This is a genomic window from Colwellia sp. NW0002-52-1, from assembly GCF_057550865.1.
Genome location: NZ_BAAJLU010000012.1, coordinates 43,993 through 66,780, shown reverse-complemented (window position 1 = coordinate 66,780; position 22,788 = coordinate 43,993). Strand labels below are relative to the sequence as shown.

The window sequence follows — 22,788 nt, the reverse complement described above, 5'->3', positions numbered from 1 at the left end:
TTATTTTTTACTTTGTAATTAATAACTTAAAGTGTTTTTGTTATGGTTTTAGGTGTTAAGTTTATATTTATTGTTTCTCGGCTTCTATAATAATTTAAAAGGTATGGTTATTGCTTTAAAACAGTTAAATATAAACGAGTTACTTTTCAATATTGTGCACAGCGGGTAGTGAATATTTACTACAAGCCGCATATACTAGCGCAATATTTGATGAGTAGTTTTCTTTATTGTAAAGATATTGAAGTGTAAATGAATAAAGATTTTTCAAAATACCAAAAAATTATTACTGAACTTAGTAGCCAAGTCTTAAATAATGACTTTGAAGCTAGGTTTAATGCTGTCACAAAAGATATTCCTAAAACTGAACGCTTTCTTTTAAAAATGGAAATAAAGCGTTTAGCTACACCTTGTAGTCGTTTGATTGATTTAAGAGGCTATGTTGATGGAGAGTGCAAAGCCTTTGAGCATGAAGGCAGAATTCACTACCTAGACAGTTTGGCTATTTCGGTATTTACCTCCGCATTTTCTCGCTACGGTGCTTATACTTTAGGTGTCTACGAAGAAGTTATGAATACAGAGAATAACTTTCGAGTTATTTATCAAAAAGAAAAAACGAATACGGCAAAAAGCCAACCCGCCGATAATAAGATATTTGAAAAGTCGCAATTTCCAGCCAAATTCCATCGCTTTGGCGCGTATCATGATCGTAATGAAGAACGCATGAATTTTGTTATTTCGATTAAGGTCATGCTAGATACTACAAACGAATTTAAATGCTCAAGCTCGGATATTAGTGTGCATGGCTGTAAGTTCAGAATTAACGACTCTAGCGCCATCGAAATAGGGCAAAAAATTACGCTGCGTTTTATCGGCTTAGAAGAACAACATCAACTTACCGAAGACAGCGAATTTCTCTACGAAGTTAAAAATGTAACTGTTTTAGATAATATGCAGCTCGTTGGCGTACAAAGAATTATCGAAGATAGAACAGAGTCAGAAAACTTTACAAAATATTTAATGAGTTTTATTCGAACGAATAAGCGTCGTTATAAAATTAATTTAGACAATACCATTCGGGCTTTGCAAACGCGTAGTTTTGAACAGTTCGTTCTACCCAAGTCAAATGAACTACCTGTTTTTATAGAAAAGAATGTAAATGTATTATCGCCAAAATATGCACTTACTTGTAATAACAATCAAAATTTATATCAGTATTGGCAAGACGAAAAACGCTACTCAACACTTTACTGCTTACTTTCTCCTGAGCGCATCGTGAGACTAAAAAAATTAGCCGCGAGAAAAAAATCTTTATTGGTTTTTAGCTTTATTCATCGTAGCCAAGGTAAGTTTTATTTTTATACCGCTGATGAGTTACAACTAAGTGAAGACCCTGAGTTTATGTTGCAATTTTTAGGCTTTGCGGCAAATAAAGAAAACTTTTTAGTTACCCAGTTAAATTTAGTTGATATAGCGCCTGAACGTGCAGAGTCGCATTTTACTTTAGCCAATAGCACCACTAAACAAGACGAATATTTAAATGCTCCCATACCTGAAGACATTAGCGCCTTAATAAACCAAACACCTTATATGGTTGTTGTAAAAGATGTAACGCATGCCGACAGTACCATTGCTTATCAGTCGCTCTCTTATGAAGGCGTTAATACGGTAAAACTAAAAAGGTTTGGCCATAAACGTTTAAGCAAACCTTTTAGTGTTGATGAAGTGGGTATTAATTATAGAAATAAACGACAAGAGTTGCGTTTTACCTATAAAACCCCTGCAAATGTAAACATAAATGGTGTTACTTCAAAGGGCGTTTCAATCAACTTTTCTACTTCTGGTTTAAAAGTTGAATTAGAGCAAAGTACAAGTTTAATTGTTGGTGACATTGTTTATTTAGCACTTCCTAAGTTGCAAAAAATAACCTCAAGCTTTGATTTAAGCGCTTTGCCTTATGAAGTCATGCGGATTAATCGAGCTAAAACTATTGTTAATTTACGTGTTTTTGTTGAAAAACATCAGCATATTGGCCGTAAGTTTTTTAAAGCTCTAATTGATAAGAACCGTGATAAATTAACCTCAGACGAGTATGTAATGGCCAGCCCAGGCTTAGCTAAAGCATTAAGAAATATTTACAGTGCAAGCTCTACTATTCCGGCCTTGGTAATACAAACAAGTGGTAGTCGTTATAAAACAGAAGTTATTGCTAGTGGAGACTCTAGTAGTAAATTCATGGCTGAAATGGCGCAATTGAGCGAACGTAAATCTCATTATAATTTATACCCTATATTGGGTCATGCCGGGTTTATGACGAGTTTGACCGCTAAACTCAAAAAAATGCAACAAAGCGAAACTGCCAGTAATGAAATACTTTATATTGCGATAGACCCAAGTATTGAACAGGTAGAAAAAGCCGTAAAAATAAAACTCTCGACTGAACTTAATACCGAAGCGTTAAAACAAACGTTTATTCATCAAGCATTGAAAAGCGGACAATTTTTTTGCGTGATGGTAAAACTTTCGCGCGCAGCGGAGCCTGATATGAGTCACCTTCACCCTGAGCTTAATTATATTAGTGGTTATGCCATTCACCGTGGTAAGCAGATAGAGCAAGAAATATGGAGTGTTGCTGGCATAGCGCAAATTTTCGATATAACTCAAGAAGTGGTTTTTCGTTATAGGTTAATGCGATAACAATTAAGGGTGTTGTAATTAATGCGAGGGTAAGTTTATATTACGACCTTTTACCTTAAAGTACATATAATGCAGTAATGACTTTCATTTAAATTGGCATTTATTTTCAAAAGCTTATAAGAGTTTATTCACTTATAGAAAATATAAACTTATAATGTAACCTCGATAGTAAGCAGAGTTTTTATGATCAAATCAATTTCACGAGTTTTATTTACAGCGTTTATGCTTATTGCCTTTGTTGGTCAAGCAATCGCTTTTAATAGCGCTATGTCGTGTGAAACGTCAGAAAACGCGACTCCTGTTAGTGCTCATACAAATGTGAGTGCACAAGCGCAACATAAAAGCTCAGCGGCATCAGACTCGAAAAGCTCAGAAGATTGCTGTGGAATTGACTGTTGTGATCTCGATTGTAACTGCATTGCTAATGCGTGTTCATCATTCATGTATGTTGAAACTGAAGGTTATGCGGCTAAAAATTATTCGTTAAATAAAGCGGTTTGGTTACCACTGGCAAACCAGCCCAAAAACATGACGAGTTTACTTTATCGCCCCCCCATTTTTACCTCGTAAATACTTATCCAACTAGCTATATAAAAGCTATATACAACTTAAAAAAACAGCAAGTTAATTCACAGTATTATGCTGATTAACTGCTAAGTATTCCCTGAGGTTAACATGTTTGAAAAGTCATTAATTACACCCGCAGCACTACTGTTAATACCTGTTTTTGCCTGCGCAAATGAAAAAAACAATGAACATAAGCATGAGCATAAAACTGAGCAGACTAGTGCTCATAACAATGTTCAGAACAAAGAACACGACCAGCATGATAAAGCTGAACATCATGATCATCATGATGGGCCAATTGAAAGAATCCAAGTCAGCGCTTCTCGTTTAGGGCGTATTGTTACCGAATCGGCAACACGCACTGAAATTATTAACGGTGAAGAAATACAAGAAAAAGCCCTGATGCGCCCAGGCAATATTTCTATGTTAGTCGCTGAAACAGGTGGTGTTAGAGTACAAAACACTTCGCCAGCTCTAGGTAGTGCTAACATTCGATTACAAGGTTTATATGGGCGTTATACACAACTGTTAAGTGATGGTTTACCTTTGTATGGTGGCCAAACGGCTTCAATTGGTTTGTTACAAATTCCACCTACCGACCTTGCTAATGTTGAAATAATTAAAGGCTCTGCCTCTTCACTTTATGGCGGTTCAGCACTTGGCGGGGTAATAAATTTGATCTCGCGAACGCCTTCAAATGAATATGAAGGCGAGGTATTGGTAAATGCGACTTCTAAAAATGGCCAAGATATTACCTCATACTTTGCATCACCATTAACTGAAAGCTTAAGTGCATCAGTAACTACCGGAATTCATCATCAAGAAGAGCAAGATTTCGATGACGATGGCTGGATTGATTTAGCGGGATATGAAAGAGGCAGTATTCGCCCTCGATTTTATTGGCAAGACGACAGTGGCGCAAATTTATACCTAACCCTAGGTGTAATGAAAGAGCAAAGAGATGGCGGTACTTTAGATGGTGTTGAGTTAAGCGATGGCAATGAATTCCCGCTGACTCAGAATACCCTTAGAACCGATATTGGTTTTATTTATGACCAACCGTTAGGCGACGTATTGAATTTAAATTGGCGTGGTTCAGCTATGAATCAAGACCATGAGCATGAATATGGTGCTGTGCTAGAAGACGATAGCCACGAAAGTTATTTAATAGAGACCAGCTTGTCGGGGTATTCTGATAAAACGGCTTGGTTAGTTGGCTTGGCGCTTCAATCGGAAAAGTTCGCCTCTGACACCTTTCCTGAATTTGATTATTCTTATCAAGTGCCGGGGTTATTCTCGCAACTTGATTATGAAGCAAGTGATTTAGTTTCAATGTCGTTTAGTGCTCGTACTGACTGGCATAGTGAATATGGCACGCAAGTAAGCCCACGGATTTCGGTGTTGTATAACCCGGAAAACTGGACTTTCAGAGGTGCATACGGGCAGGGCTTTTTCGCGCCTAGCCCATTTATTGAAGATCTTGATGAAACCGGATTATCGCGCCTTGAATCACTTGAAAAACTTGAAGAAGAGCAAGCATCTACAGCTTCTTTAGATATTAGTTATGTGATGGGTGATTTAGAAACAAGCCTGACGTTATTTTCTTCAACAATTGATAATGTTACAGAGTTAGAGGTTATTGACGCTGCAGAGCAAGTTTCAGGTAAACAAGTTCGTATTGTTAATGCTATTGGTGAAAGTGAAATAAGCGGCGCTGAAGTATTAATACGTTATCGCTGGCGTGATATTAAGTTTACCGGCAGTTATTTGTATACTGACGCGACGAAAGAAAGTGACGAAGGTTTTAATCGAGTACCTTTAGCATTAACACCTCAACACTCTGCAGGCCTTGTGGTTATGTGGGAAGAACACGGCAGCCATTTGCTAGGGTTTGAAGCCTACTATACAGGTACACAACAGCTTGAAAATAACCCATACCGCGATCGAAGCAAAGCTTATTGGCATTTAGGTTTGTTAGGTCAAATAACGGTAGGTAAAGTTAGCTTCTTTGTTAATGCTGAAAACCTGCTTAATGTGCGACAAACTAAAGAAGATCCTTTGTTGTTGCCTGAACAAGCACCTAGCGGCAGATGGACAACTGATATTTGGTCAAGAAACGATGGCTTTACGGTTAACGCAGGAATTCGTTTTCAATTTGGCGATTAACAAGTTAATTGTTTAGCTAAGAGTTTAGCTAAGAGTTCAGATAAGTGCTTAGCTATTGAACTGTTGGTTAAGAGGTTCGGCTAAAATGTTGGAGCACAACTCTGTTGCATTTTAGTCTATAATCTAGAGCTCATAACCAGAACTTAACGGGTAGCTACAACAAGTGGCTACCCTAGTTTTATTACTTAAGCCAATGCAATAAACAATCTAATCCAGACTTAGTAATACAAGCGTCTGCTTGAGCGAGTACTAATGGTTTTGCATGAAAGGCGACACCTAAATGTGCTGCTGCCATCATCACTAAATCGTTAGCGCCATCGCCCATAGCAACAGTTTGCGTTGGCGCTATATTAAAGTCGCTAGTGAGTTGCACTAAGGTATCTGCTTTAGCTTGTGCGTCAATTACATCGCCTAAAACTTTACCGGTTAGCTTGTTGTCTTTTATTTCCAACACGTTAGCTACAGCTGCATCAAGTGATAGCATGTTTTTTAAATGATCGGCAAAATAGGTAAAGCCACCTGAAGCAATAGCAACACGCCATTGGTGTTGTTTCAATGCAGTAACTAAAGTCTCTAAACCTTCCATAAGCGGAATGTTATCTGCGACTTGCGCTAAAATATTTTCTGATGAATTTTGCAATTTTCCCACGCGTTGATGCAAACTTTGGCTAAAATCTAATTCGCCTTGCATGGCGAGTTCAGTTACCGCAGCAACTTCTTCACCAACACCCGCTAGCGCAGCTATTTCATCGATGCACTCAATTTTAATGGTGGTTGAATCCATATCCATCACTAACAAACCGGGTGTAGAAAGTGTTGGTGCGTTTATTAATAATGCTGCTTCAATTTTTGCTGCAATATTAAAAGCAGATAAACGGTTTCTCGCCTGTTTTATGTCATTAACTTTTACACTAAAGCGATAGCTTGTGGCGTTATTTCGCTGATTAATTGCGTGTAAACTATTTAAGCTTATTTCACACTCGTTAAGTAAATTAACTAAGTTGACTAGGCTTATATCATTAAAAACAACCAATTCAATTAATTCTGATAAGTTACTGTCTGCTGTTATTTCATTTGCATCATTTAAGATAAAAGCTTGCTGTGCTTGATCAAACTCAATTGCCATTTCGTTACTGACTGAGTCAGCAGGTAACCATTGTGCTAAGTTTAAGTGTTGGATATCGTTCAAAGGAATAATTTTTTGTTGCATTGTCACGGAAATACCTTATTTGAAAAACACGCTTTTAAACGATTATCCTAGTATAAAATGTTTAAATTTAGTTCTATACTGTCATTATAAAAATGTAGGAAAAAATTCGTTTGATGAAGCAAATAGAACAGCCTTTATACCCTAAATTATCGTCGATTTATAATAAAATATTGCAATTAGCTATAGCGATTTTGTTGATTGTGTTGGTGATGGACTTTTGGGTTAGCAGTCGTGACACCCAGCAAATGCACATTCAAGCTCATGCCAATAAAATTGGTAAGCTTTATTTAGCACAAGCGGCAACTAGTGCTATGCCTTACTTGGCACAAAACCCCAATGAATTACAAAAATATGCCGATTCTTTAATGCAGCAACCTTTAGTTAAAAGTGTGCATATTTATGATACTTCAGGCCAAGCTATGGCGAGTTCTGAGCAAGCTGAATCGATTAATGATTTATTCGGTATTAGCCTTAGAAAAATCAATAAAACTGACGATATATTCCCATTTGTTCAAGAGCTTAGAAGTGACCAGTTATACGGTTATATTAGGTTGTCGCTGCATCGTTCATTGTTAGCTGATGATCTGGCCGAGAATAGCCGTTCACAATTCGACATTATGAGAATACTTATGATAGTGGCAGGTATTGTTGGTTTTCTCTTAACTCGTGGTTTAAACCGTTTTAGTCGACAAGGTTACAGACCTCCAACGAAGTAATATTCGTTAAGCTAGTTACTCTTAACCCCGCCCTTATGTGCTCCCTAAAGAATATCTTAGGGATTTACTATTAATAAACTATGACTTATTAAGCTTAGGTAAAATGGCGGTTATATTCTCTTGCAGTGCATAGGCAAGTTCTTCAGTAGATTCAGTGCGTATATTAGCTAAAGCTTGAAAAACACTAATCACGTGTAACGGCGAGTTATCTTGGCCCTGAAAACCGTATAACGGCATGGAGGGAGCGTCGGTTTCTAACACTAAACTTGCTAGTGGTAATCGTTTAATTGCCTTAATGGTTTTCTCTGCTCTTGGGTAAGTAATAGTGCCGCCAATACCCAATTTAAAGCCTAAATCAATGTACTGGCAAGCTTGCTGATAACTGCCCGAGAACGCATGAATAATACCACCTTGAGTTAGTTTCTTTGCTCTGAGTATACGGGTTATATCTTGATGTGTTCTACGGTGATGTACAATTATTGGTAATTCGAATTTTTTTGCTATATCAATTTGTTGTTCAAATACTTGAATCTGTAATGATAAATTATTTTGCTCTTTATCAATAACACCATCAAGGCCAGCTTCACCAATCGCCACAATATCGTTGATATTACTTTGTACTAAGTGCGCTAAATCATCCAAACTGTTTGCTGTTAAATCATTAAGAAACCAAGGATGAATGCCTAAGCAGGGAGACAAAGTTAATTGTTTGGTGCTGTGTTCATCTGCAAGTGTAAGCACTTTCTGCCAATTTTTAGGGCCAATACTAGGTATTATTATGTTGTGAATATTTGCTTGTTGGCATTGCACAAGTAACTTGGGAAAATTGGCATTAAAGTTTTCAAAGTCTAAATGACAATGACTGTCGGTAAAGCGTAGAGTACTTGTCATATTAATTACCTTCGTTACTTTAGAATGCCATTATTAGATTAAATAACCTTAACTCCGGATAAGCAGCACTTGCTCAATACTCCCTTTTAACCCATTATCAGCGTTAAAGCGTCGATAAATAACTCGCTATTCATAAACGTTTTGCCTTAGAAATGGCATAAAATGAAGCATTGATGGTGTCTATTTATGCTGTTCACCTTGCTATAGTATTTACTTTATCGCCTAAAATTTTGATTCACTTGCGTATCAAGCACTCACTACCCACAGTTCAAGTTAAATAAGTTTTTTTGCTCGCAGAGTCAGCGCATCAATAACACTAGCGAGCTTGTAATGGCTTATAAAAGCTTCATCTGGTGTTTGTTGATGAACAAGTACATTGGCAAGGTAAACAGCTTGCGCCACGCCAAAAGTTTTGTGTAATAGCTTTTCTGGTCGGTGATGCAAAATAGTGGCTTCAATAATTTGATATGAAAACCCCCACATGTGCAGCAAATAACCACCTACATGGCAGTGATCACTAGCAAATATTTTATTTTCTAATTCGATGTTGTTTTCTTGGTTAATACGATGAGTGAAAAATGATGCCGTTAATCTTTCATTTATCTCAAACAGTACAACCTTGCCAATGTCGTGCAATAAACCAGCAATCATGGTGTCTTGTTTTAAATGCGGCTTTACCATCGAAGCCGCTAATTTAGCCGTAGCTAAACAATGAAGCTGCTCGTCTTGAAGCGAGAAACCTTTAATTTTAGGTGTATAAGAGAATAGCTCTGAGGTCATCACGATACAGCACAGAGTATCGATGCCCATCTTTGTTATCGCCTCAGTAATATTCAGCATGGGTTTTGCGCCAGTTGGAAAGGTTTTGTTTGAAAACTGTAATACTTTGGCGGTTAGCGCAGGGTCTTGTTGAATAATTTGGGCAATTTTCTGTGAGTCAGTATTACTCTCTTTTAAAATCGAATTAAGTTGCATGTAAACTTTAGGTGGGCTGGGTAACGTTTTTGTATTGGCAACGGTTTTAACAATAATATCTTTAGTTATTGCTTTATTGTTATTAGCTAAATTCGCGATAGTGCTAATAATTGTTTTACACGCTATTGGCTGAGCGAAACGATAATGCGCACTGGTATTAGCTTGTTGCTCATTATCGTTAATTAAAATGCGAACAATCGTTGGGAATTTTTTCGCGATCATGTCAAGTATCGTGTCGCCATCGTTTTTTTCTACAATGGCGGTACATATTACGACATTAAAATTATATTTTGAAAGGGCTGAAATCGCTGAATTTAAGCCGTTAACATGAGCAAGCTTAGCTCGAGACTTAACAAATTCTTGTTTAAGTTCGAGCAGTTGGTTCTCGTTGTTATCAATGAGTAATATTTTCATCTACAGCATAGTTTTCCGTGAAATTTACATACGTTCCATTACATCAATACCTAAAATATCTAAACCTTGTTTAAGGGTGTTCGCAATGATGTAACTCAGTGCTAATCGTGATTGTTTAACCTCAAGTGCAATATCATCTTTTAATATCGGGCAAGCCTCGTAAAAACTCATGTACAAGCTTGCAAGTTCATACAAGTAATTACAAAGTAAGTTAGGAGTACATTCACTTATAACCGAGTCGATAACATTTTCTAATTGTAGTAATTTTAGTGCTAAGGCTTTTTCTTGTGGTTCGCTAATAACAATGGCTGGCATAGTGTCAGCGATTGAAAAGCTTGCTTTGGTGAAAATGCTTTGAATACGAGAATAAGCATATTGTAAGTAAGGCGCTGTAGCACCTTCAAAGCTCAGCATGGTTTTCCAGTTGAAAATATAATCGCTGGTACGGTTTTTTGATAAATCAGCAAACTTAACTGCGCCAATACCTACTTTTTCAGCAATTTCAGTTAAATGAGCTTCTGAATAATCTGGATTTTTTTCTGCAATTACCGCTTTGGCTCTAACTACGGCTTCATCAAGTAATTCTGCAAGTTTAATGGTACCGCCAGTACGGGTTTTAAACGGCTTGCCGTCGTCTCCCATCATCATACCAAATGGACAATGGTCGTAACCGACATGTTCAGGTAAGAAACCTGCTTTACGGGCAACAATTTCGACTTGTTTAAAGTGTAGAGCTTGGCGAGCATCAGTAAAAATAATAATACGGTCAGCTTTTAATTCTCCAACACGGTAACGACAGGCAGAAAGATCAGTTGTAGCATATAAATAACCGCCACCTGATTTTTGTACGATAAATACTGAAGGATCGCCGTCTTTATTCGCCATTTCATTGATAAAAACAACTTTAGCACCTTGATCTTCTATCGCTATTTTTTGTGCCATTAATTCATCAATAACATTTGATAAATCATCGTTGTAAGCACTTTCACCCATAATGTCTTTACGCGCTAACGTAACATTAAGTTTTTTGTAAATGTCTTCACTGTGAGCAATAGAGATGTCGATAAATTGTTGCCAAAGTACCGCACATTGCGCTTCACCACTTTGCAGTTTTACTACGTAGTCGCGGGCACGGTCAGCAAAACCTTCTTCGTCGTCGAAACGAACTTTTGCTTCACGGTAAAAGTTTTCTAAATCAGCTAGCGCTGTTTCAGCAACTTCATTTGACGCTAACTTATCACTTAAGTGCGCAAGCAACATACCAAACTGTGTGCCCCAATCACCCATGTGATTTTGACGAATAACATGCTCACCACGAAACTCAAGTGCACGAACAACTGCATCGCCAATAATGGTTGAGCGTAAGTGACCAACGTGCATTTCTTTAGCTAAGTTAGGCGCTGAATAATCAACAACCACGTTTTGTGGCTTAGCTGACTGGCTTACACCTAGGTTTGCATCGGTTGATATGTTGTTTAACTGCTCAGCTAACCAATTTTTGTCTAAATGAATATTAATAAAACCCGGGCCAGCTAATTCAACTTTTTCAGCGATACCGGTTAAGTCCAAAGCTTCAACCACTTTAGTGGCCAATTCGCGTGGATTGGTTTTTAATTTTTTAGCAGCACCCATAACACCGTTGGCTTGGTAGTCACCAAAATTTGCACGGTTAGATAAACTTATTGCAGGGTTTGTGCCTTCAGGTAAACCTGCTGCTGTCATTGCTGCGCTAACTTTTTCACTTAGGATGTTACTAATATTCATTTTATTTAACTCTTATTCAATTTAGGTTCAAGTTAGTGGTGTTAACTTGAATGAATAAGCCTAATGATAGGCATTAGGCTTATAGGTAAATTACGTGATTGACTTTGGTTTGTCATCAGTTACTTGTCATCGTCTATTTCAGCAGATTAGTGCTCACGTGTTTTATGAAACACAATATCCGGATGACGTTCCTGCGCTAGGCTTAAGTTCACCATAGTTGGCGCGATGTAAGTTAAGTTATCACCGCCATCAAGTGCGAGATTGTCATAAGCTTTCTTTTGAAATTGCTCTAACGTACGTTCATTATCGCATGTACACCAACGCGCGGTTGCAACGCTAATAGGCTCGTAAATTGCGTCTACTTTGTATTCTGTTTTTAAACGCTGAACCACTACTTCAAACTGTAATACACCAACCGCGCCAACGATCATGTCGTTAGAGTTTAAAGGTCTAAATACTTGTACTGCACCTTCTTCAGATAACTGAATTAAGCCTTTTTGCAATTGCTTAGCTTTTAAAGGATCGCGTAAACGAATACGGCGGAACATTTCAGGGGCAAAGTTTGGAATACCACTGAATTTCATATCTTCACCAGCGGTAAAGGTATCGCCAATTTGAATGCTGCCGTGGTTATGTAAACCAATTATATCGCCCGCGTATGCTTGTTCTACGTTAGAACGGTCACCAGCCATAAAAGTTACCGCATCAGCAATTTTAACGTCTTTGCCAATACGCACTTGTTTCATTTTCATGCCTTTTTCATACTTGCCTGAACAAATACGCATGAAGGCAATACGGTCACGATGTTTCGGGTCCATGTTGGCTTGAATTTTAAAAACAAAACCTGAAAACTTTTCTTCTTCGGCATTTACAGTGCGAGTAGAGGTTTCACGAGGTAATGGTTTAGGTGCCCATTGTGTTAAACCGTCAAGCATATGGTCAACACCAAAGTTACCTAATGCGGTACCAAAAAATACCGGTGTTAATTCGCCTTTTAAGAATTCTTCTTGATTAAATTCATGTGAAGCTCCAACAACAAGCTCGAGCTCCTCACGTAAATCTTCAGCATAGTTACCAATAACTTTATCAAGCTCAGGGTTATCAATACCTTTAATAACGCGCTTTTCTTGAATTGTGTGGCCTTGACCTGTTTGATATAAAAATATCTCATCAGTTAACAGGTTATAAACGCCTTTAAACTCTTTACCCATGCCAATTGGCCAAGTAATAGGGGCGCACTTAATTTTTAGTACGTCTTCAACTTCATCCATCACTTCCATTGGGTCGCGCACGTCGCGGTCCATTTTGTTCATGAAAGTAATAATAGGGGTATCACGCAGACGAGTAACTTCCATTAATTTAATGGTTCGGGCTTCAACACCTTTTGCTACATCGATAACCATTAAACAAGAGTCAACAGCGGTTAGCGTTCGGTAAGTATCTTCTGAGAAGTCTTCATGGCCTGGGGTATCAAGCAAGTTTACCAAACAGTCATTATACGGAAACTGCATAACCGAGGTAGTAATTGAAATACCACGGTCTTTTTCCATTTCCATCCAGTCAGATTTTGCATGTTGGCCAGACTTTTTACCTTTTACGGTACCGGCTTTTTGTAACGCTTGACCGAAAAGTAAAACTTTTTCAGTGATCGTTGTTTTACCCGCATCGGGATGACTAATAATAGCGAAGGTGCGTCGTAGATCGACTTCCTGCTGTTGTACAGACATGCAAATTACCTGTTTAAAGTGGATGAAAAATTAGCTTAAATTTGAGCGCGCAACATTATAGCGAAAACGAGTGCGAAGGGCAGTAACAATATCGAGCAAACTGACTTTATTTTTAAATTATGGGCTGATTACACGCTAATTATTGTAAAATTATCACTTTGTTAGTCTAAGGTAAGTCAAAGTTGAGCTAATTTTAGATAAATTTATGTCCGAGTTTATGCCTGAGTTTAGGTCTGACTTTGTATCTGATTTGACCTTAGATGTAGAGCTAATATTCTTAATTAAGTTTGTAATAAGTAATGTTAAGTTGAGTTTTATTCTTTAGAATGTCCTTATTTATCAGTTGGTTGGATTTGTTTTTGCTGGGTGGCTGTACGCAAAAAAAGGCGTATGTTTTATATGAAAACTGCGCCTTGTCTTGATATTAAACGCTGTGATTTAAATAACTTTAGCAGATGCTTTAGTTGCTGTAACAGCCAAGTAAGTCAAACCAATAATACCTGTTAATGCAAAGGCCGATAAAATAAATGGGTCAATCAGCAAGTTATCTTTAAATTCAAAGGTAGCTGCTGATATTTTTTTCCAGCCCATAAAGTGCTGATTAGCGGCCACTGTTGCGCCAAAAAAACCAATCACTAAAGCAAAATATTTGCCTACCCAATGTGTAACCGCGGGCGTTATTAATAATAAACCTAAAAGGCCAATTACTGAACGCTGCACTCTACAATAGGGGCAGACATAAACGATGCCCGAAAGGTCTGTGCTCCACGCAGCTATTGAAATAACAATAGCTATTAAACCGACTATTTTAATATGTGTAGAGTAGGTGGTTAAGTTTAAAATGTTCATGGGTATTGCTTTCCTACAGTAATTTTTTTGAATTATGCTAACACAAGTGCGGTTAAAAACATGCCAATGCCAAATATAGTGTGGGCTAAAAAGCTTTTAATGCGCGTTACAGTAGGGTTAGGTGTTTTTGCACCCGCCATACCTGCTCCCATGCCTGGCATCATTATAAAAAAGGGGGCGACTATGCCAAACCACGAAACAAGTAATGTGGGTAGTATGGTTGGCAAATTAAGCCATTGGGTGTCAACGCACACCATTAATATTAAGCCATACGCTATGCCTATTAGGTAATGTACAGCCCAACCAATGGCAAGCTCGCCGAGTATTTTTTCGGCCTTAGGTAGTGCAGGCTGACAAAATTTTCCTGACTTCATATGGCCTACCCAACGCCCGACTAATCGCCAATTTGTGGCGGGTAAAGCAAAAAACTTAGCGAGTAACCCCGCGTAAATATCTAACACTATTGTGCCCCCTATACCTATTAATAAAAAAGTATAGATAGAGTCGTTGATCATGTACTGTTTCTCCCGACGATACGTTAACTGGTAAGCCTTTTGCTACAGTGTATGTTTTGGTACGAATAGCAAAGCGTGTAGATTTGATAGTATAATGTGATAATGTAACAAAACACAGTTATGAACACTAATGATAAAATCTGGGTTTGGAATGAATTTAAATCATAATGCTTGAGCGTAATCATCTACACATAATCAAAGAGGTTAATCGCCTTAAAAGCGTGACCGCCGCGGCTGAAAGTTTACACCTAAGCCAGTCGGCTATTAGCCATACTATTACTAAATTAGAGCGTCGATTTGGCGTTAAACTGTGGCACCGTAAAGGCAATACGCTGGTGTATTCTCAGGCGGGGCTTTATTTACTTTCGCTTGCTGAAAAAATGCTGGTTGAATTTGAATATGCCGAGCGAGTGTTGCAAGAGTTTGCCCAAGGCCGTCGAGGAATAATGCGCATAGGAATGGAGTGTCACCCGTGTGAGCAATGGTTAATGGGTAAAATTCAGCAATTTTTAAAAGCATGGCCAGAGGTAGATGTAGAAATAAAAAGTGCCTTTAGATTTGATGGCGTTGCAGCGCTAAAAGCCAATGAAATTGATGTATTAATAACACCCGACCCAGTAAATACAGAGGGTTTAGACTTTAGATCGGTGTTTAACTACAATTTATGTATTGTAGTGAGCGAGCAAAACCCACTTTACAAGAAAGCGTTTATTACTGCGCAAGATCTCGAGAACGAAATACTTTATACCGTGCCCGTAGGTTACAACCGATTAGATGTATACACCCGATTTTTAGACCCCGCTAACGTGCAACCTAAACGCAGAGTACCGATAGAAACCACCGAAATGATGCTGCAATTAGTGTCGGCTAATCGAGGCGTGGCAGCCTTACCAGAGTGGTTAGTATCATCGCACGAAAGCCGTTTAGGTATAAAAGGTATAAGCATAGGTAATAAAGGGCTGCAAAAAAGTGTCAATGTAGGCGTACGCGATGACGATTTAGAGCTTGATTATGTTAAAGGGTTTATAGAATCAACACGATCGAATGTTTAAGTGGCTTTGTTGTTAAACATGCGAATTAAAAGCTTGAATTAGGCTGTTTTAAAACTCAATTTCTTCTGCTGTCGACGCACGGCCTAAAATATTTTTCGATGCGGGTAGCGACCAAACCTATCAATGATTACATATTCACTTACTGAACTGTTCTATTAAAGTTTTAGTGAGCTTCCTTTTTATACAGGGCATTTTTAGAAAGTTATTATGGGTGGCTTAATAAAACCATGAACATATTAAGGACGATTTTAACCCAAATAATTAGATATTTGAGTATTGGAGTAGGTCATTGCAGTTGTTATGGGTAGCCTGTGTTTAATAAAGTGTACCTGACCCTACTTAATAGGTGACTTAATAAAACCATGAACATATTAAGGACGATTTTAACCCAAATAATTAGATATTTGAGTATTGGAGTAGGTCATTGCAGTTGTTATGGGTAGCCTGTGTTTAATAAAGTGTACCTGACCCTACTTAATAAAAGTTAAGAAATATTTAATAATTTAGCGCCGCACTTAGCATGTGGTGCAGCTGCTTCTCATATTCCTGTGACTCTGGTTTAGCGATACCAGTAAGGGACAGCGACGCCTCCGCCATACTAATACCCAACAACACCACCATAAACAGGGCGGCACGCTTCTCATCACCAATGACTTTCTCAAGGTAGTTTTGCATAGTCTTCTTCTGCTGCTCACGAACCAGCTCACCCACAGTTTCATCGTGAGCATTCATTTGTATCAGCCGAATGATTGACGGCTGCTCCTCACCTTTGGGAGTGCTTGCCATTATGCTGACGGTCATATCTACCAGCTCAGCTATTCCCAATTGAGGCAAGCCATCCGCAACTAATGAGTCTTTTAGAGTCGCTTCGAATAATCCCTGTTTACCGCCAAAATAACGTGATACTAGCGCCACATCGACACCCGCAGCCTTTGATATTTCACGCAAAGATATATTGGAGTAGCCTTTGCTCCAAAAGCGAAGTCTAGCGTGATGGATCAATTTATCGCGAGTACCGAGTTCAGTTGTCATATCAATTCGCATCCGTTGTAGATGTAGTCAACGCTTGTTGACTTTTTAGGGGTAGGCTTCTTATAGAGTAACCGAGTCAACAAGTGTTGACAAGCAATCAAAAAAGCAAATAACCTTAATCGCACACTTAACAGAAAACTACACACTATGAATAAAAACGTTTCTTATAAAATCCCTTTGTGGGTGAATATTCTTCAAGGCTTGCTGATCGCCATTATGCTTCAACAGACCTTCATGTTTTTCTTTGATCACCAAGCTATAGCTGCCTCTGGAATTAACGTCGGGACTGATAGCCCAAATCTGAATATGTTGTATGAGTTTGGAGCAAGAACCCTAACCATGGCGCTGGTTTCTATCATTGTGTTAATCACGCAAAACCCACGGTATTTTCTGGTTATTCTGCTGATGAATATAATCAGAGAAGGCTTAGAAACCATCGTTGATCCTATGTTTCCGCTAGCTAATGCACCGGCGTCGCCAATGGGGGATTTGATCATACACATCGCGATAGTGGCTATTGAGATCTGGGCATTTATTGTTGTTTATAAAATCGTGAAGCACTTAGATGGTGAGGAGAAGGGGGTTGCAAGTTAAATTTTTTGAACGCTTCAGCTGATTATTGGGGCTCTGACCAAGCAACTTATTTAAGTAGTTGATATTTTATTAAATAGTATTAAGTAGGGTCAGGTACACTTTACTATTTATCAAGCTAACCGTGATAATTTATACGAGCACTATGAGCTTGAAGCAGACCGTCAGGTTATCAACCTTTCAATGTTGTTTATTGCTCATAATTGCCCGTTAACTGCAGCCAAGCCTATGTAGCGAAACTGTAAGCTCAGATATAAACGAATAAAAATCACGCTTTAACATTTTTTAAATACTGTTCAACACCTATATTTGCTGCATCAACCGCACCAGCAACATAGCCCGGAAATTGCAATGACCATTCACTGCCAATACCGACTAATTTTTGATGCCACGGGCCATTTTGCGCTGTTATGTCAGGTGCTGGCGCATGTGTGCTCGCTGCGTGCGTATCAAGCAACGTTGCAGTGAGTGGGTCTTGTGCCCAGTCTTTAATAATATCGGCCTTTAGTGTAGCTGCTTGTGCGCCAAAAAGCCTGACCAATTGCGCTCGACAATGTGTGATTAAATCTTTATTACTAATGCGTTTTCGATCATCGGCGGGTATACCAATAAAGCCAAATAATGCGGCATGGCCTTCTGGGTTTGATGCATCGTGTATTTCTGCCATTGGCCCAACGCTGCTGCGGGCGCTGCCCGATAACGCTTGTTCGCGCCAAAATGGAGTATCGTACACGGCAATATACTTGGCGTGTGGTGCCATCCAGGTTGCGGTATTTTGCCACTGCGTGACTAAATTGCTTGGCAATGCAGGGGTAAACGTTATTTGGCTTACGGCTAAGCGTGGCGGCAGTGCAAGCATTACATACTCCACATTTACTTGATTATTTACTTGATTATTTGCTGTGTTTAAGGTGCTAAAGTTAACTTCAATATTACCGTGTTGGTGGGTAATTGATTTTACCAAAGCGCCGGTAATTATTTGCTTGTTGCTAAGCTTTGCATGTAAGGCATTAATGAGTGTGCCCATGCCACATTTTAATCGCATAGACGTAGGAGAATGCGTATAACCGGGCATCGCTGTTGGCACTTGCGTATGCGAGCGATCTACTAAGGTATTGCCTTGCTCGTACTGGGCAAATACTTCTAGGTTTAGAGTTTTAATAAGCTCATTTAATTGCGGTTGAAACTCTGGCCAAAACCAAGTTGGGCCAAGGTCAAAGTTATTTGCTGTAGCTTGCGAGAGGCTTGTAAAGTCCATAATACGGCCACCTAATTGGGCTCTGGCTTCAAGCAATATGTAATCGGTAATGCCTTGTTGTTCTAATTGGTAAGCTGCATACAAGCCGCTTAGCCCACCGCCTATAATCGCAATTTTTGTACGCATTACTTAGCCTCCACAGCCTATATTGTTAAAATTACCTACTTTAAGATAAATTTTAGCGTTATTGCTTCCCGCTGATATTAACGCTTTGCTATTGCTTGGCAGCCTAAGCCAGCTTCCTTCTGTATATTCTACCTCGTTGTGCAGTACGCTGCCGCTTAGTACAAATAACTCTAAGGCATTATGTGCATTTACATTATCAAACAGGGGCTGCTGCGGTGCTAACTTTACCAGTTTAGTTACTTCGTTATCACCCTTATAAAGTGGACATATTATGCGGTTGTTTTGTGTTATCCACGTCGCTGGATCGTGTGTATTTATGCGCACTGGGGCGGTTTCTGTTACGCACATTTGCCACAGTTTTACAAAAACTGTTGCGCCACTTTTACTCTTAGGTGCATGTGAAGATCCTGGCGGGTTTCGTAAATAAAAGCCTTGTGGGTAGTCGCCCAACTCATCTGAAAAGGTGCCCGAAAGTACCACTATTTCTTCTCCACCTGGATGAGCATGACTTGGAAAAGTAGACTCAGGCGCGTAGCGTACTACGCCTGTTGCTCTGGCTTTTTCAGCGCCTATTCTGTCGAGCATTACGCGCTCAACACCCGATTGAGGCGATGTTTGCCAACTATATTGACTAGCCTGCATTGAAGCTTGTTGTGAAAAATCTGAATTGACTCGCATTTATCCAACCTAAATAAAACAAGAGCAATAATGTATGTTATTGCTCTATAAATTTACGCTCATTAAGCGCTTTGTAATTATTCGTGCATCATTGATATTAGTTACGTCCGGCCATTACGCCGCCGTCAACATCCCATACTGCGCCCGTTACCCAAGCAGCTTTGTCGCTGAGTAAAAATGCGATGGTGTTGGCAACATCTTCGCTTGTGCCTACACGGCCAATAGGGTGGAAGCTGTTAAAGCCTTGTAGCGCATCGTTTACTTGTGCTTTAGGGATAAAACCTTCATAAATTGGCGTTTGTACAACCGCTGGCGATACCGCATTAACACGAATGTTATGTGTTGCTAACTCCATTGCTAAATGCTGAGTTAGCGCATGTAAACCTGCTTTCGCCATTGAGTACGCCGACGATGGTGTAGCGGCAATCGCTTGCTTACCCCACATAGAACCCACATTTACAATGGCGCCAGCGCGTTTTGCAGCAACTAAATTAGCAGCTACTTTTTGAGTAATAAAAAATAAAGCGCGGTTAATTTGCATGTACTGATCGTAATCTGCGGCGTCGTGCTCTAAAAATGGTTTAGGAAAAAATACACCTGCGGCATTCACCAGTAAATCGACGTCTGCGTGATCTTGCGAAATGGTATTAATTAAGTTTTGTACGCCTTCATCGCTCGTTAAATCGGCGGTTAACACCTCAACAGTGCCTAAAGCTGATAGCTGCTCTTTTGCTGCTTGGGCTTTTTCTTTACGATGGCCGACTATTACAGCTTGACCGCCTTGCGCTAAGATCAAACGAGCCGTTTCAAAACCCATGCCGCTAGTACCGCCAACAACGAGTAATTTTTTACCTGAAAATTGTGTAGTCATGATTATTTCTCCAAGCGCTACTATGCGCTGTATTTGTTATATAAATAAAAAGTATTGAGTTGCCTATAACAAGTAGCTTGCTGTTGGGCTTGGGAGGTATTTTTTACTTATTTACTTGCTTTAACAAACGAGATAATCTGAATCACCAGTAAAGAAAAAGTTTACCGCATGAAATCACCTATACATCTAAAGGCATTAAAAGCATTTGAAGCTAGCGCACGGCATCAGAGTTTTTCAGCGGCCGCTGATGAGCTAAACGTAACGCCTGCAGCCGTTGGGCAATTGGTTAAAACATTAGAAGAGTGGCTCGACACACCGCTGTTTTATCGAATGAACTCAGGAAAAACAAGGCTAATAGCCACCGAAACCGCACAAACGGCATTGCCACTAATAAGAGAAGGCTTTGATAAACTCGCCCAAGGGCTAGACGTTTTAAAAGACAATGCTATTAGCGGTGTGTTAACGGTTGCCGTAAGCCCTGCATTTGCCGCGAAATGGTTATTGCCTAGGTTGCATCACTTTCAAGAAATATGTGCGCAAACCAATGTAAATTTAAATACCAATTTAAAGCCGGTCGATTTTGTTGAGCAGCGTATCGATGTAGGTATACGCTTTGGCGTAGGTAATTGGCAAGGCTTGAGCGCAGAAAAACTAATGGATGAAGAAGTGTATCCGGTATGCTCACCTAAATTTTTAGAAGACTCAAACCGCTTGAATACCATTGATAAACTATTGAACGAAACCCTGATACACGATCAGTCAATGGATGACCATACGGGCTTTCCGTCTTGGTCGGCGTGGTTAAAAAAAGCTGGAGTAACAGGCCCTTTAACCACTAAAAGCATTCAAATAAATAACTCAGCTGCTGTACTGCAATCAGCAATTGACGGCCACGGTGTGGCTTTAGCGCGCAGTGTTATGGCTAAAGATGACCTAGCCGCAGGGCGTTTGGTCAGGTTGTTCCCAAATATTTATTTTGAATCGCCTTTAGCGTATTACGTTATTTACCGCCCCGAATGCGCCGATCTGCCAAGAATACAAGCATTTAAAGATTGGCTTTTTAAAGCGGTAGCAAATGCTGCTATTGAAAGTGAATGATTTTTATCTAACGTGTATTTCCCATTAAAGAAAATATTTACTTAAATGAGGGGGTAGCAACAGCATGTTGGGTTGGTATTATCTATTTTAACGATTTAAATTAGTAATGGAATTTAATGAGACGCGATTGATATGAACTGTGGATACGGCTTGAAATAGCAATGTTCGAATTGCAGTTTTCAAATAGCTGAGTAATACCCCGTGGGTTAATTTATTGTGCGGCTTAAAATGCTCTATCCATCCAATTTATGTGTTGTGTTCGATCTATATAGTCAGATATTTTTCAGCAATTACTCATACATTATCTAACTGTTTTACACCATGTAAGAATCAATTAAAGACCTTGAGTACGAGTCGCTACATTTCTTAAAAAAAGAGCAAAAATTTTATCAGTCTGATGAAGGTATTTAGTTAATTTTTATTAGTTTAAGTAGCTATGTCATAAAAGTGATCAGCCATGAACTCGTTGTACTTAACCTGAACTCTGGATAATGAGTGCTCGATACTCAAGTAAATCAAAAGCTTAGATGATAAAGTAAATGTTATAGCAAGGTGAACATCTCCAATAGGGAGCATTGAGCAAGTGCTCCCTATCCAGAATTCAGGTTACTTAAATCTTTTTCGACATCACAATAGCGTCTTCGTAGCCAAACCCGCTGTTACTTGGATAATAACCGGTTCTTCGAGATATTTCTTTAAAACCTTGATTGATATAAAGCATTTGAGCACTAATGTTTTTTGCTCGCACTTCTAAGAAAATTGTTGAAGTAGTAAGTTGTTTACAATGTTTAAAAAACTGTAGTAATAATGCTTTACCATAGCCGCTACCTTGTTGCTCTGGGTCAACACAAATGTCCATCAAGGTAGATTCGCCTGCCACATGCTCCCCAACATAAAAGCCGACAATTACTTGGTCAACAATTAAGTATTCGCCAAAATATCGGCCATCAATACAGCTTCTAAATGTTTTTTCACTCCACGGATGTGGATGACAGGCAAGCTCGATTACCATGAGTTTTTCTACTATTTCCTGTGTTACAGGGTGGAATGTGGTATTGGTTGCTTGTGTCATGTTGAGCTTAAAGATCCTAGTGATTGCCATAAGGCTTTTTTTAATGCTGGTGAGTTAGCAAGTGTTGTTAAAACAGGTGTTTTAAGACAGTTATGTTTGAATTCAATCGCTGAATTTTCGCTAAATTGCCAATTAATAATGCCGAGATCTATTTGATCATTAGCAATCGATATATCAGCGCTGCTGGCGCCAATACTGAGAATAATGTCTTTAAAAAGTTGTTGCTTCAATAGTTCGTCTAAATTGATTGCTACTTTATCGCTACAGCTCGTCTGTTGAGTTTGGCTAGCGTTAGAGTGTGCTACTGGCGTTGATGAAGTATTTTCAGGTGCAGAGCTAGCATGGTTAATTTCATTGCTATTTTGCTTTGTTTGAGGAGCGTTCGATGAAGTTGAGTTAGGGTTAGACAACTCACGTCTTTGCCAAACAGTAATGCCCATGGCTTGTAATAAATTAAACTGTCGTTTGTTAATGCTCATATTAATACCAATTGAAATAAATAATCGATCATTTTAAGGCGGT

At 39.0% G+C, this 22,788-nt stretch carries 20 protein-coding genes; 7 read left to right on the top strand and 13 right to left on the bottom strand.

Translation table 11 applies throughout. The features are described from left to right. Window positions 1-249 precede the first annotated feature (249 nt). From AC27H3_RS12540 to AC27H3_RS12530, 3 genes are all read left to right on the top strand, one after another. Window positions 250-2,694 carry a PilZ domain-containing protein gene (locus tag AC27H3_RS12540; protein WP_487106673.1) on the top strand — a complete coding sequence of 815 codons (2,445 nt, stop codon included), beginning with the start codon at window positions 250-252 and terminating at the stop codon, window positions 2,692-2,694. Window positions 2,695-2,877: 183 nt separating this feature from the next. Then, the gene (locus AC27H3_RS12535; protein WP_487106672.1) at window positions 2,878-3,264 is read left to right on the top strand and encodes a hypothetical protein; all 387 of its coding nucleotides are present in this window, start codon (window positions 2,878-2,880) and stop codon (window positions 3,262-3,264) included. Window positions 3,265-3,369: 105 nt separating this feature from the next. Then, window positions 3,370-5,427: a TonB-dependent receptor plug domain-containing protein gene (locus AC27H3_RS12530; protein WP_487106670.1), complete on the top strand. Its 2,058-nt coding sequence runs from the start codon at window positions 3,370-3,372 to the stop codon at window positions 5,425-5,427. A 181-nt stretch (window positions 5,428-5,608) separates the two neighbouring features. Here AC27H3_RS12530 and serB read toward each other — a convergent pair whose 3' ends face one another. Beyond that, the gene (gene serB, locus AC27H3_RS12525) at window positions 5,609-6,637 is read right to left on the bottom strand and encodes a phosphoserine phosphatase SerB (protein WP_487106755.1); all 1,029 of its coding nucleotides are present in this window, start codon (window positions 6,635-6,637) and stop codon (window positions 5,609-5,611) included. 113 nt (window positions 6,638-6,750) lie between these two features. Between serB and AC27H3_RS12520 the strand changes: the two genes are divergently transcribed. Continuing rightward, a complete protein-coding gene (locus AC27H3_RS12520) occupies window positions 6,751-7,353 on the top strand; it encodes an AhpA/YtjB family protein (protein WP_487106668.1) in 603 nt (200 codons plus the stop codon). A gap of 78 nt (window positions 7,354-7,431) precedes the next feature. On the opposite strand, the gene AC27H3_RS12515 is transcribed toward AC27H3_RS12520, so the two are convergent. The 6 genes from AC27H3_RS12515 to AC27H3_RS12490 all read right to left on the bottom strand — a co-directional run bounded on the left by AC27H3_RS12515 (window position 7,432) and on the right by AC27H3_RS12490 (window position 14,488). Next, on the bottom strand, window positions 7,432-8,244 hold the full coding sequence (locus AC27H3_RS12515; protein WP_487106666.1) for a TatD family hydrolase: 813 nt from the start codon (window positions 8,242-8,244) through the stop codon (window positions 7,432-7,434). 273 nt (window positions 8,245-8,517) lie between these two features. Then, window positions 8,518-9,633 carry an HDOD domain-containing protein gene (locus AC27H3_RS12510; RefSeq protein WP_487106664.1) on the bottom strand — a complete coding sequence of 372 codons (1,116 nt, stop codon included), beginning with the start codon at window positions 9,631-9,633 and terminating at the stop codon, window positions 8,518-8,520. Window positions 9,634-9,657: 24 nt separating this feature from the next. Continuing rightward, entirely contained in the window at window positions 9,658-11,397 is a 1,740-nt protein-coding gene (argS, locus tag AC27H3_RS12505; RefSeq protein ID WP_487106663.1) for an arginine--tRNA ligase, read from the bottom strand. Between the two features lie 146 nt (window positions 11,398-11,543). Then, window positions 11,544-13,124 carry a peptide chain release factor 3 gene (gene prfC, locus AC27H3_RS12500; RefSeq protein WP_487106661.1) on the bottom strand — a complete coding sequence of 527 codons (1,581 nt, stop codon included), beginning with the start codon at window positions 13,122-13,124 and terminating at the stop codon, window positions 11,544-11,546. A gap of 438 nt (window positions 13,125-13,562) precedes the next feature. Further along, complete coding sequence (locus AC27H3_RS12495; RefSeq protein WP_487106659.1) at window positions 13,563-13,973, bottom strand: hypothetical protein; 411 nt, start codon at window positions 13,971-13,973, stop codon at window positions 13,563-13,565. Between the two features lie 32 nt (window positions 13,974-14,005). After that, entirely contained in the window at window positions 14,006-14,488 is a 483-nt protein-coding gene (locus AC27H3_RS12490) for a DUF2938 domain-containing protein (RefSeq protein ID WP_487106657.1), read from the bottom strand. A 167-nt stretch (window positions 14,489-14,655) separates the two neighbouring features. Between AC27H3_RS12490 and AC27H3_RS12485 the strand changes: the two genes are divergently transcribed. Then, window positions 14,656-15,540 (top strand): LysR family transcriptional regulator, encoded by an 885-nt coding sequence (locus tag AC27H3_RS12485; RefSeq protein WP_487106655.1) that lies wholly within the window; start codon window positions 14,656-14,658, stop codon window positions 15,538-15,540. Window positions 15,541-16,035: 495 nt separating this feature from the next. Here the strand turns inward: AC27H3_RS12485 and AC27H3_RS12480 are convergent, their stop codons facing one another. Further along, window positions 16,036-16,572 carry a TetR/AcrR family transcriptional regulator gene (locus AC27H3_RS12480; protein WP_487106654.1) on the bottom strand — a complete coding sequence of 179 codons (537 nt, stop codon included), beginning with the start codon at window positions 16,570-16,572 and terminating at the stop codon, window positions 16,036-16,038. Window positions 16,573-16,719: 147 nt separating this feature from the next. Between AC27H3_RS12480 and AC27H3_RS12475 the strand changes: the two genes are divergently transcribed. Next, complete coding sequence (locus AC27H3_RS12475) at window positions 16,720-17,166, top strand: hypothetical protein (RefSeq protein ID WP_487106652.1); 447 nt, start codon at window positions 16,720-16,722, stop codon at window positions 17,164-17,166. A gap of 265 nt (window positions 17,167-17,431) precedes the next feature. Here the strand turns inward: AC27H3_RS12475 and AC27H3_RS12470 are convergent, their stop codons facing one another. The 3 genes from AC27H3_RS12470 to AC27H3_RS12460 form a co-directional block, all read right to left on the bottom strand. Further along, a complete protein-coding gene (locus AC27H3_RS12470) occupies window positions 17,432-18,547 on the bottom strand; it encodes a flavin monoamine oxidase family protein (RefSeq protein ID WP_487106651.1) in 1,116 nt (371 codons plus the stop codon). 3 nt (window positions 18,548-18,550) lie between these two features. Continuing rightward, window positions 18,551-19,225, bottom strand: coding sequence for a cupin domain-containing protein (locus tag AC27H3_RS12465; RefSeq protein WP_487106649.1), 675 nt, complete (start codon window positions 19,223-19,225; stop codon window positions 18,551-18,553). 97 nt (window positions 19,226-19,322) lie between these two features. Continuing rightward, window positions 19,323-20,096 carry an SDR family NAD(P)-dependent oxidoreductase gene (locus tag AC27H3_RS12460; protein ID WP_487106647.1) on the bottom strand — a complete coding sequence of 258 codons (774 nt, stop codon included), beginning with the start codon at window positions 20,094-20,096 and terminating at the stop codon, window positions 19,323-19,325. A gap of 168 nt (window positions 20,097-20,264) precedes the next feature. Here AC27H3_RS12460 and gcvA point away from each other — a divergent pair, with 168 nt between their 5' ends. Continuing rightward, window positions 20,265-21,194 carry a transcriptional regulator GcvA gene (gcvA, locus tag AC27H3_RS12455; protein WP_487106645.1) on the top strand — a complete coding sequence of 310 codons (930 nt, stop codon included), beginning with the start codon at window positions 20,265-20,267 and terminating at the stop codon, window positions 21,192-21,194. A gap of 610 nt (window positions 21,195-21,804) precedes the next feature. On the opposite strand, the gene rimI is transcribed toward gcvA, so the two are convergent. Both rimI and AC27H3_RS12445 read right to left on the bottom strand, forming a co-directional pair. After that, window positions 21,805-22,266, bottom strand: a complete 462-nt coding sequence (rimI, locus tag AC27H3_RS12450) for a ribosomal protein S18-alanine N-acetyltransferase (RefSeq protein ID WP_085305421.1) — start codon at window positions 22,264-22,266, stop codon at window positions 21,805-21,807. Continuing rightward, complete coding sequence (locus tag AC27H3_RS12445; protein ID WP_487106643.1) at window positions 22,263-22,745, bottom strand: hypothetical protein; 483 nt, start codon at window positions 22,743-22,745, stop codon at window positions 22,263-22,265. The genes rimI and AC27H3_RS12445 overlap by 4 nt, the downstream gene beginning before the upstream one ends. Window positions 22,746-22,788 lie beyond the last annotated feature (43 nt).

Excerpts from the sequence above, each read along its gene's own strand:
- AC27H3_RS12535 (WP_487106672.1), top strand. The coding sequence starts at position 2,878 with ATGATCAAATCAATTTCACGAGTTTTATTTACAGCGTTTATGCTTATT.
- serB (WP_487106755.1), bottom strand. The coding sequence starts at position 6,637 with ATGCAACAAAAAATTATTCCTTTGAACGATATCCAACACTTAAACTTA.
- AC27H3_RS12460 (WP_487106647.1), bottom strand. The coding sequence starts at position 20,096 with ATGACTACACAATTTTCAGGTAAAAAATTACTCGTTGTTGGCGGTACT.
- argS (WP_487106663.1), bottom strand. The coding sequence starts at position 11,397 with ATGAATATTAGTAACATCCTAAGTGAAAAAGTTAGCGCAGCAATGACA.
- AC27H3_RS12465 (WP_487106649.1), bottom strand. The coding sequence starts at position 19,225 with ATGCGAGTCAATTCAGATTTTTCACAACAAGCTTCAATGCAGGCTAGT.
- AC27H3_RS12510 (WP_487106664.1), bottom strand. The coding sequence starts at position 9,633 with ATGAAAATATTACTCATTGATAACAACGAGAACCAACTGCTCGAACTT.
- AC27H3_RS12530 (WP_487106670.1), top strand. The coding sequence starts at position 3,370 with ATGTTTGAAAAGTCATTAATTACACCCGCAGCACTACTGTTAATACCT.
- gcvA (WP_487106645.1), top strand. The coding sequence starts at position 20,265 with ATGAAATCACCTATACATCTAAAGGCATTAAAAGCATTTGAAGCTAGC.
- prfC (WP_487106661.1), bottom strand. The coding sequence starts at position 13,124 with ATGTCTGTACAACAGCAGGAAGTCGATCTACGACGCACCTTCGCTATT.
- AC27H3_RS12490 (WP_487106657.1), bottom strand. The coding sequence starts at position 14,488 with ATGATCAACGACTCTATCTATACTTTTTTATTAATAGGTATAGGGGGC.
- AC27H3_RS12475 (WP_487106652.1), top strand. The coding sequence starts at position 16,720 with ATGAATAAAAACGTTTCTTATAAAATCCCTTTGTGGGTGAATATTCTT.
- AC27H3_RS12445 (WP_487106643.1), bottom strand. The coding sequence starts at position 22,745 with ATGAGCATTAACAAACGACAGTTTAATTTATTACAAGCCATGGGCATT.
- AC27H3_RS12480 (WP_487106654.1), bottom strand. The coding sequence starts at position 16,572 with ATGACAACTGAACTCGGTACTCGCGATAAATTGATCCATCACGCTAGA.
- AC27H3_RS12470 (WP_487106651.1), bottom strand. The coding sequence starts at position 18,547 with ATGCGTACAAAAATTGCGATTATAGGCGGTGGGCTAAGCGGCTTGTAT.
- AC27H3_RS12520 (WP_487106668.1), top strand. The coding sequence starts at position 6,751 with ATGAAGCAAATAGAACAGCCTTTATACCCTAAATTATCGTCGATTTAT.
- rimI (WP_085305421.1), bottom strand. The coding sequence starts at position 22,266 with ATGACACAAGCAACCAATACCACATTCCACCCTGTAACACAGGAAATA.
- AC27H3_RS12485 (WP_487106655.1), top strand. The coding sequence starts at position 14,656 with ATGCTTGAGCGTAATCATCTACACATAATCAAAGAGGTTAATCGCCTT.
- AC27H3_RS12540 (WP_487106673.1), top strand. The coding sequence starts at position 250 with ATGAATAAAGATTTTTCAAAATACCAAAAAATTATTACTGAACTTAGT.
- AC27H3_RS12515 (WP_487106666.1), bottom strand. The coding sequence starts at position 8,244 with ATGACAAGTACTCTACGCTTTACCGACAGTCATTGTCATTTAGACTTT.
- AC27H3_RS12495 (WP_487106659.1), bottom strand. The coding sequence starts at position 13,973 with ATGAACATTTTAAACTTAACCACCTACTCTACACATATTAAAATAGTC.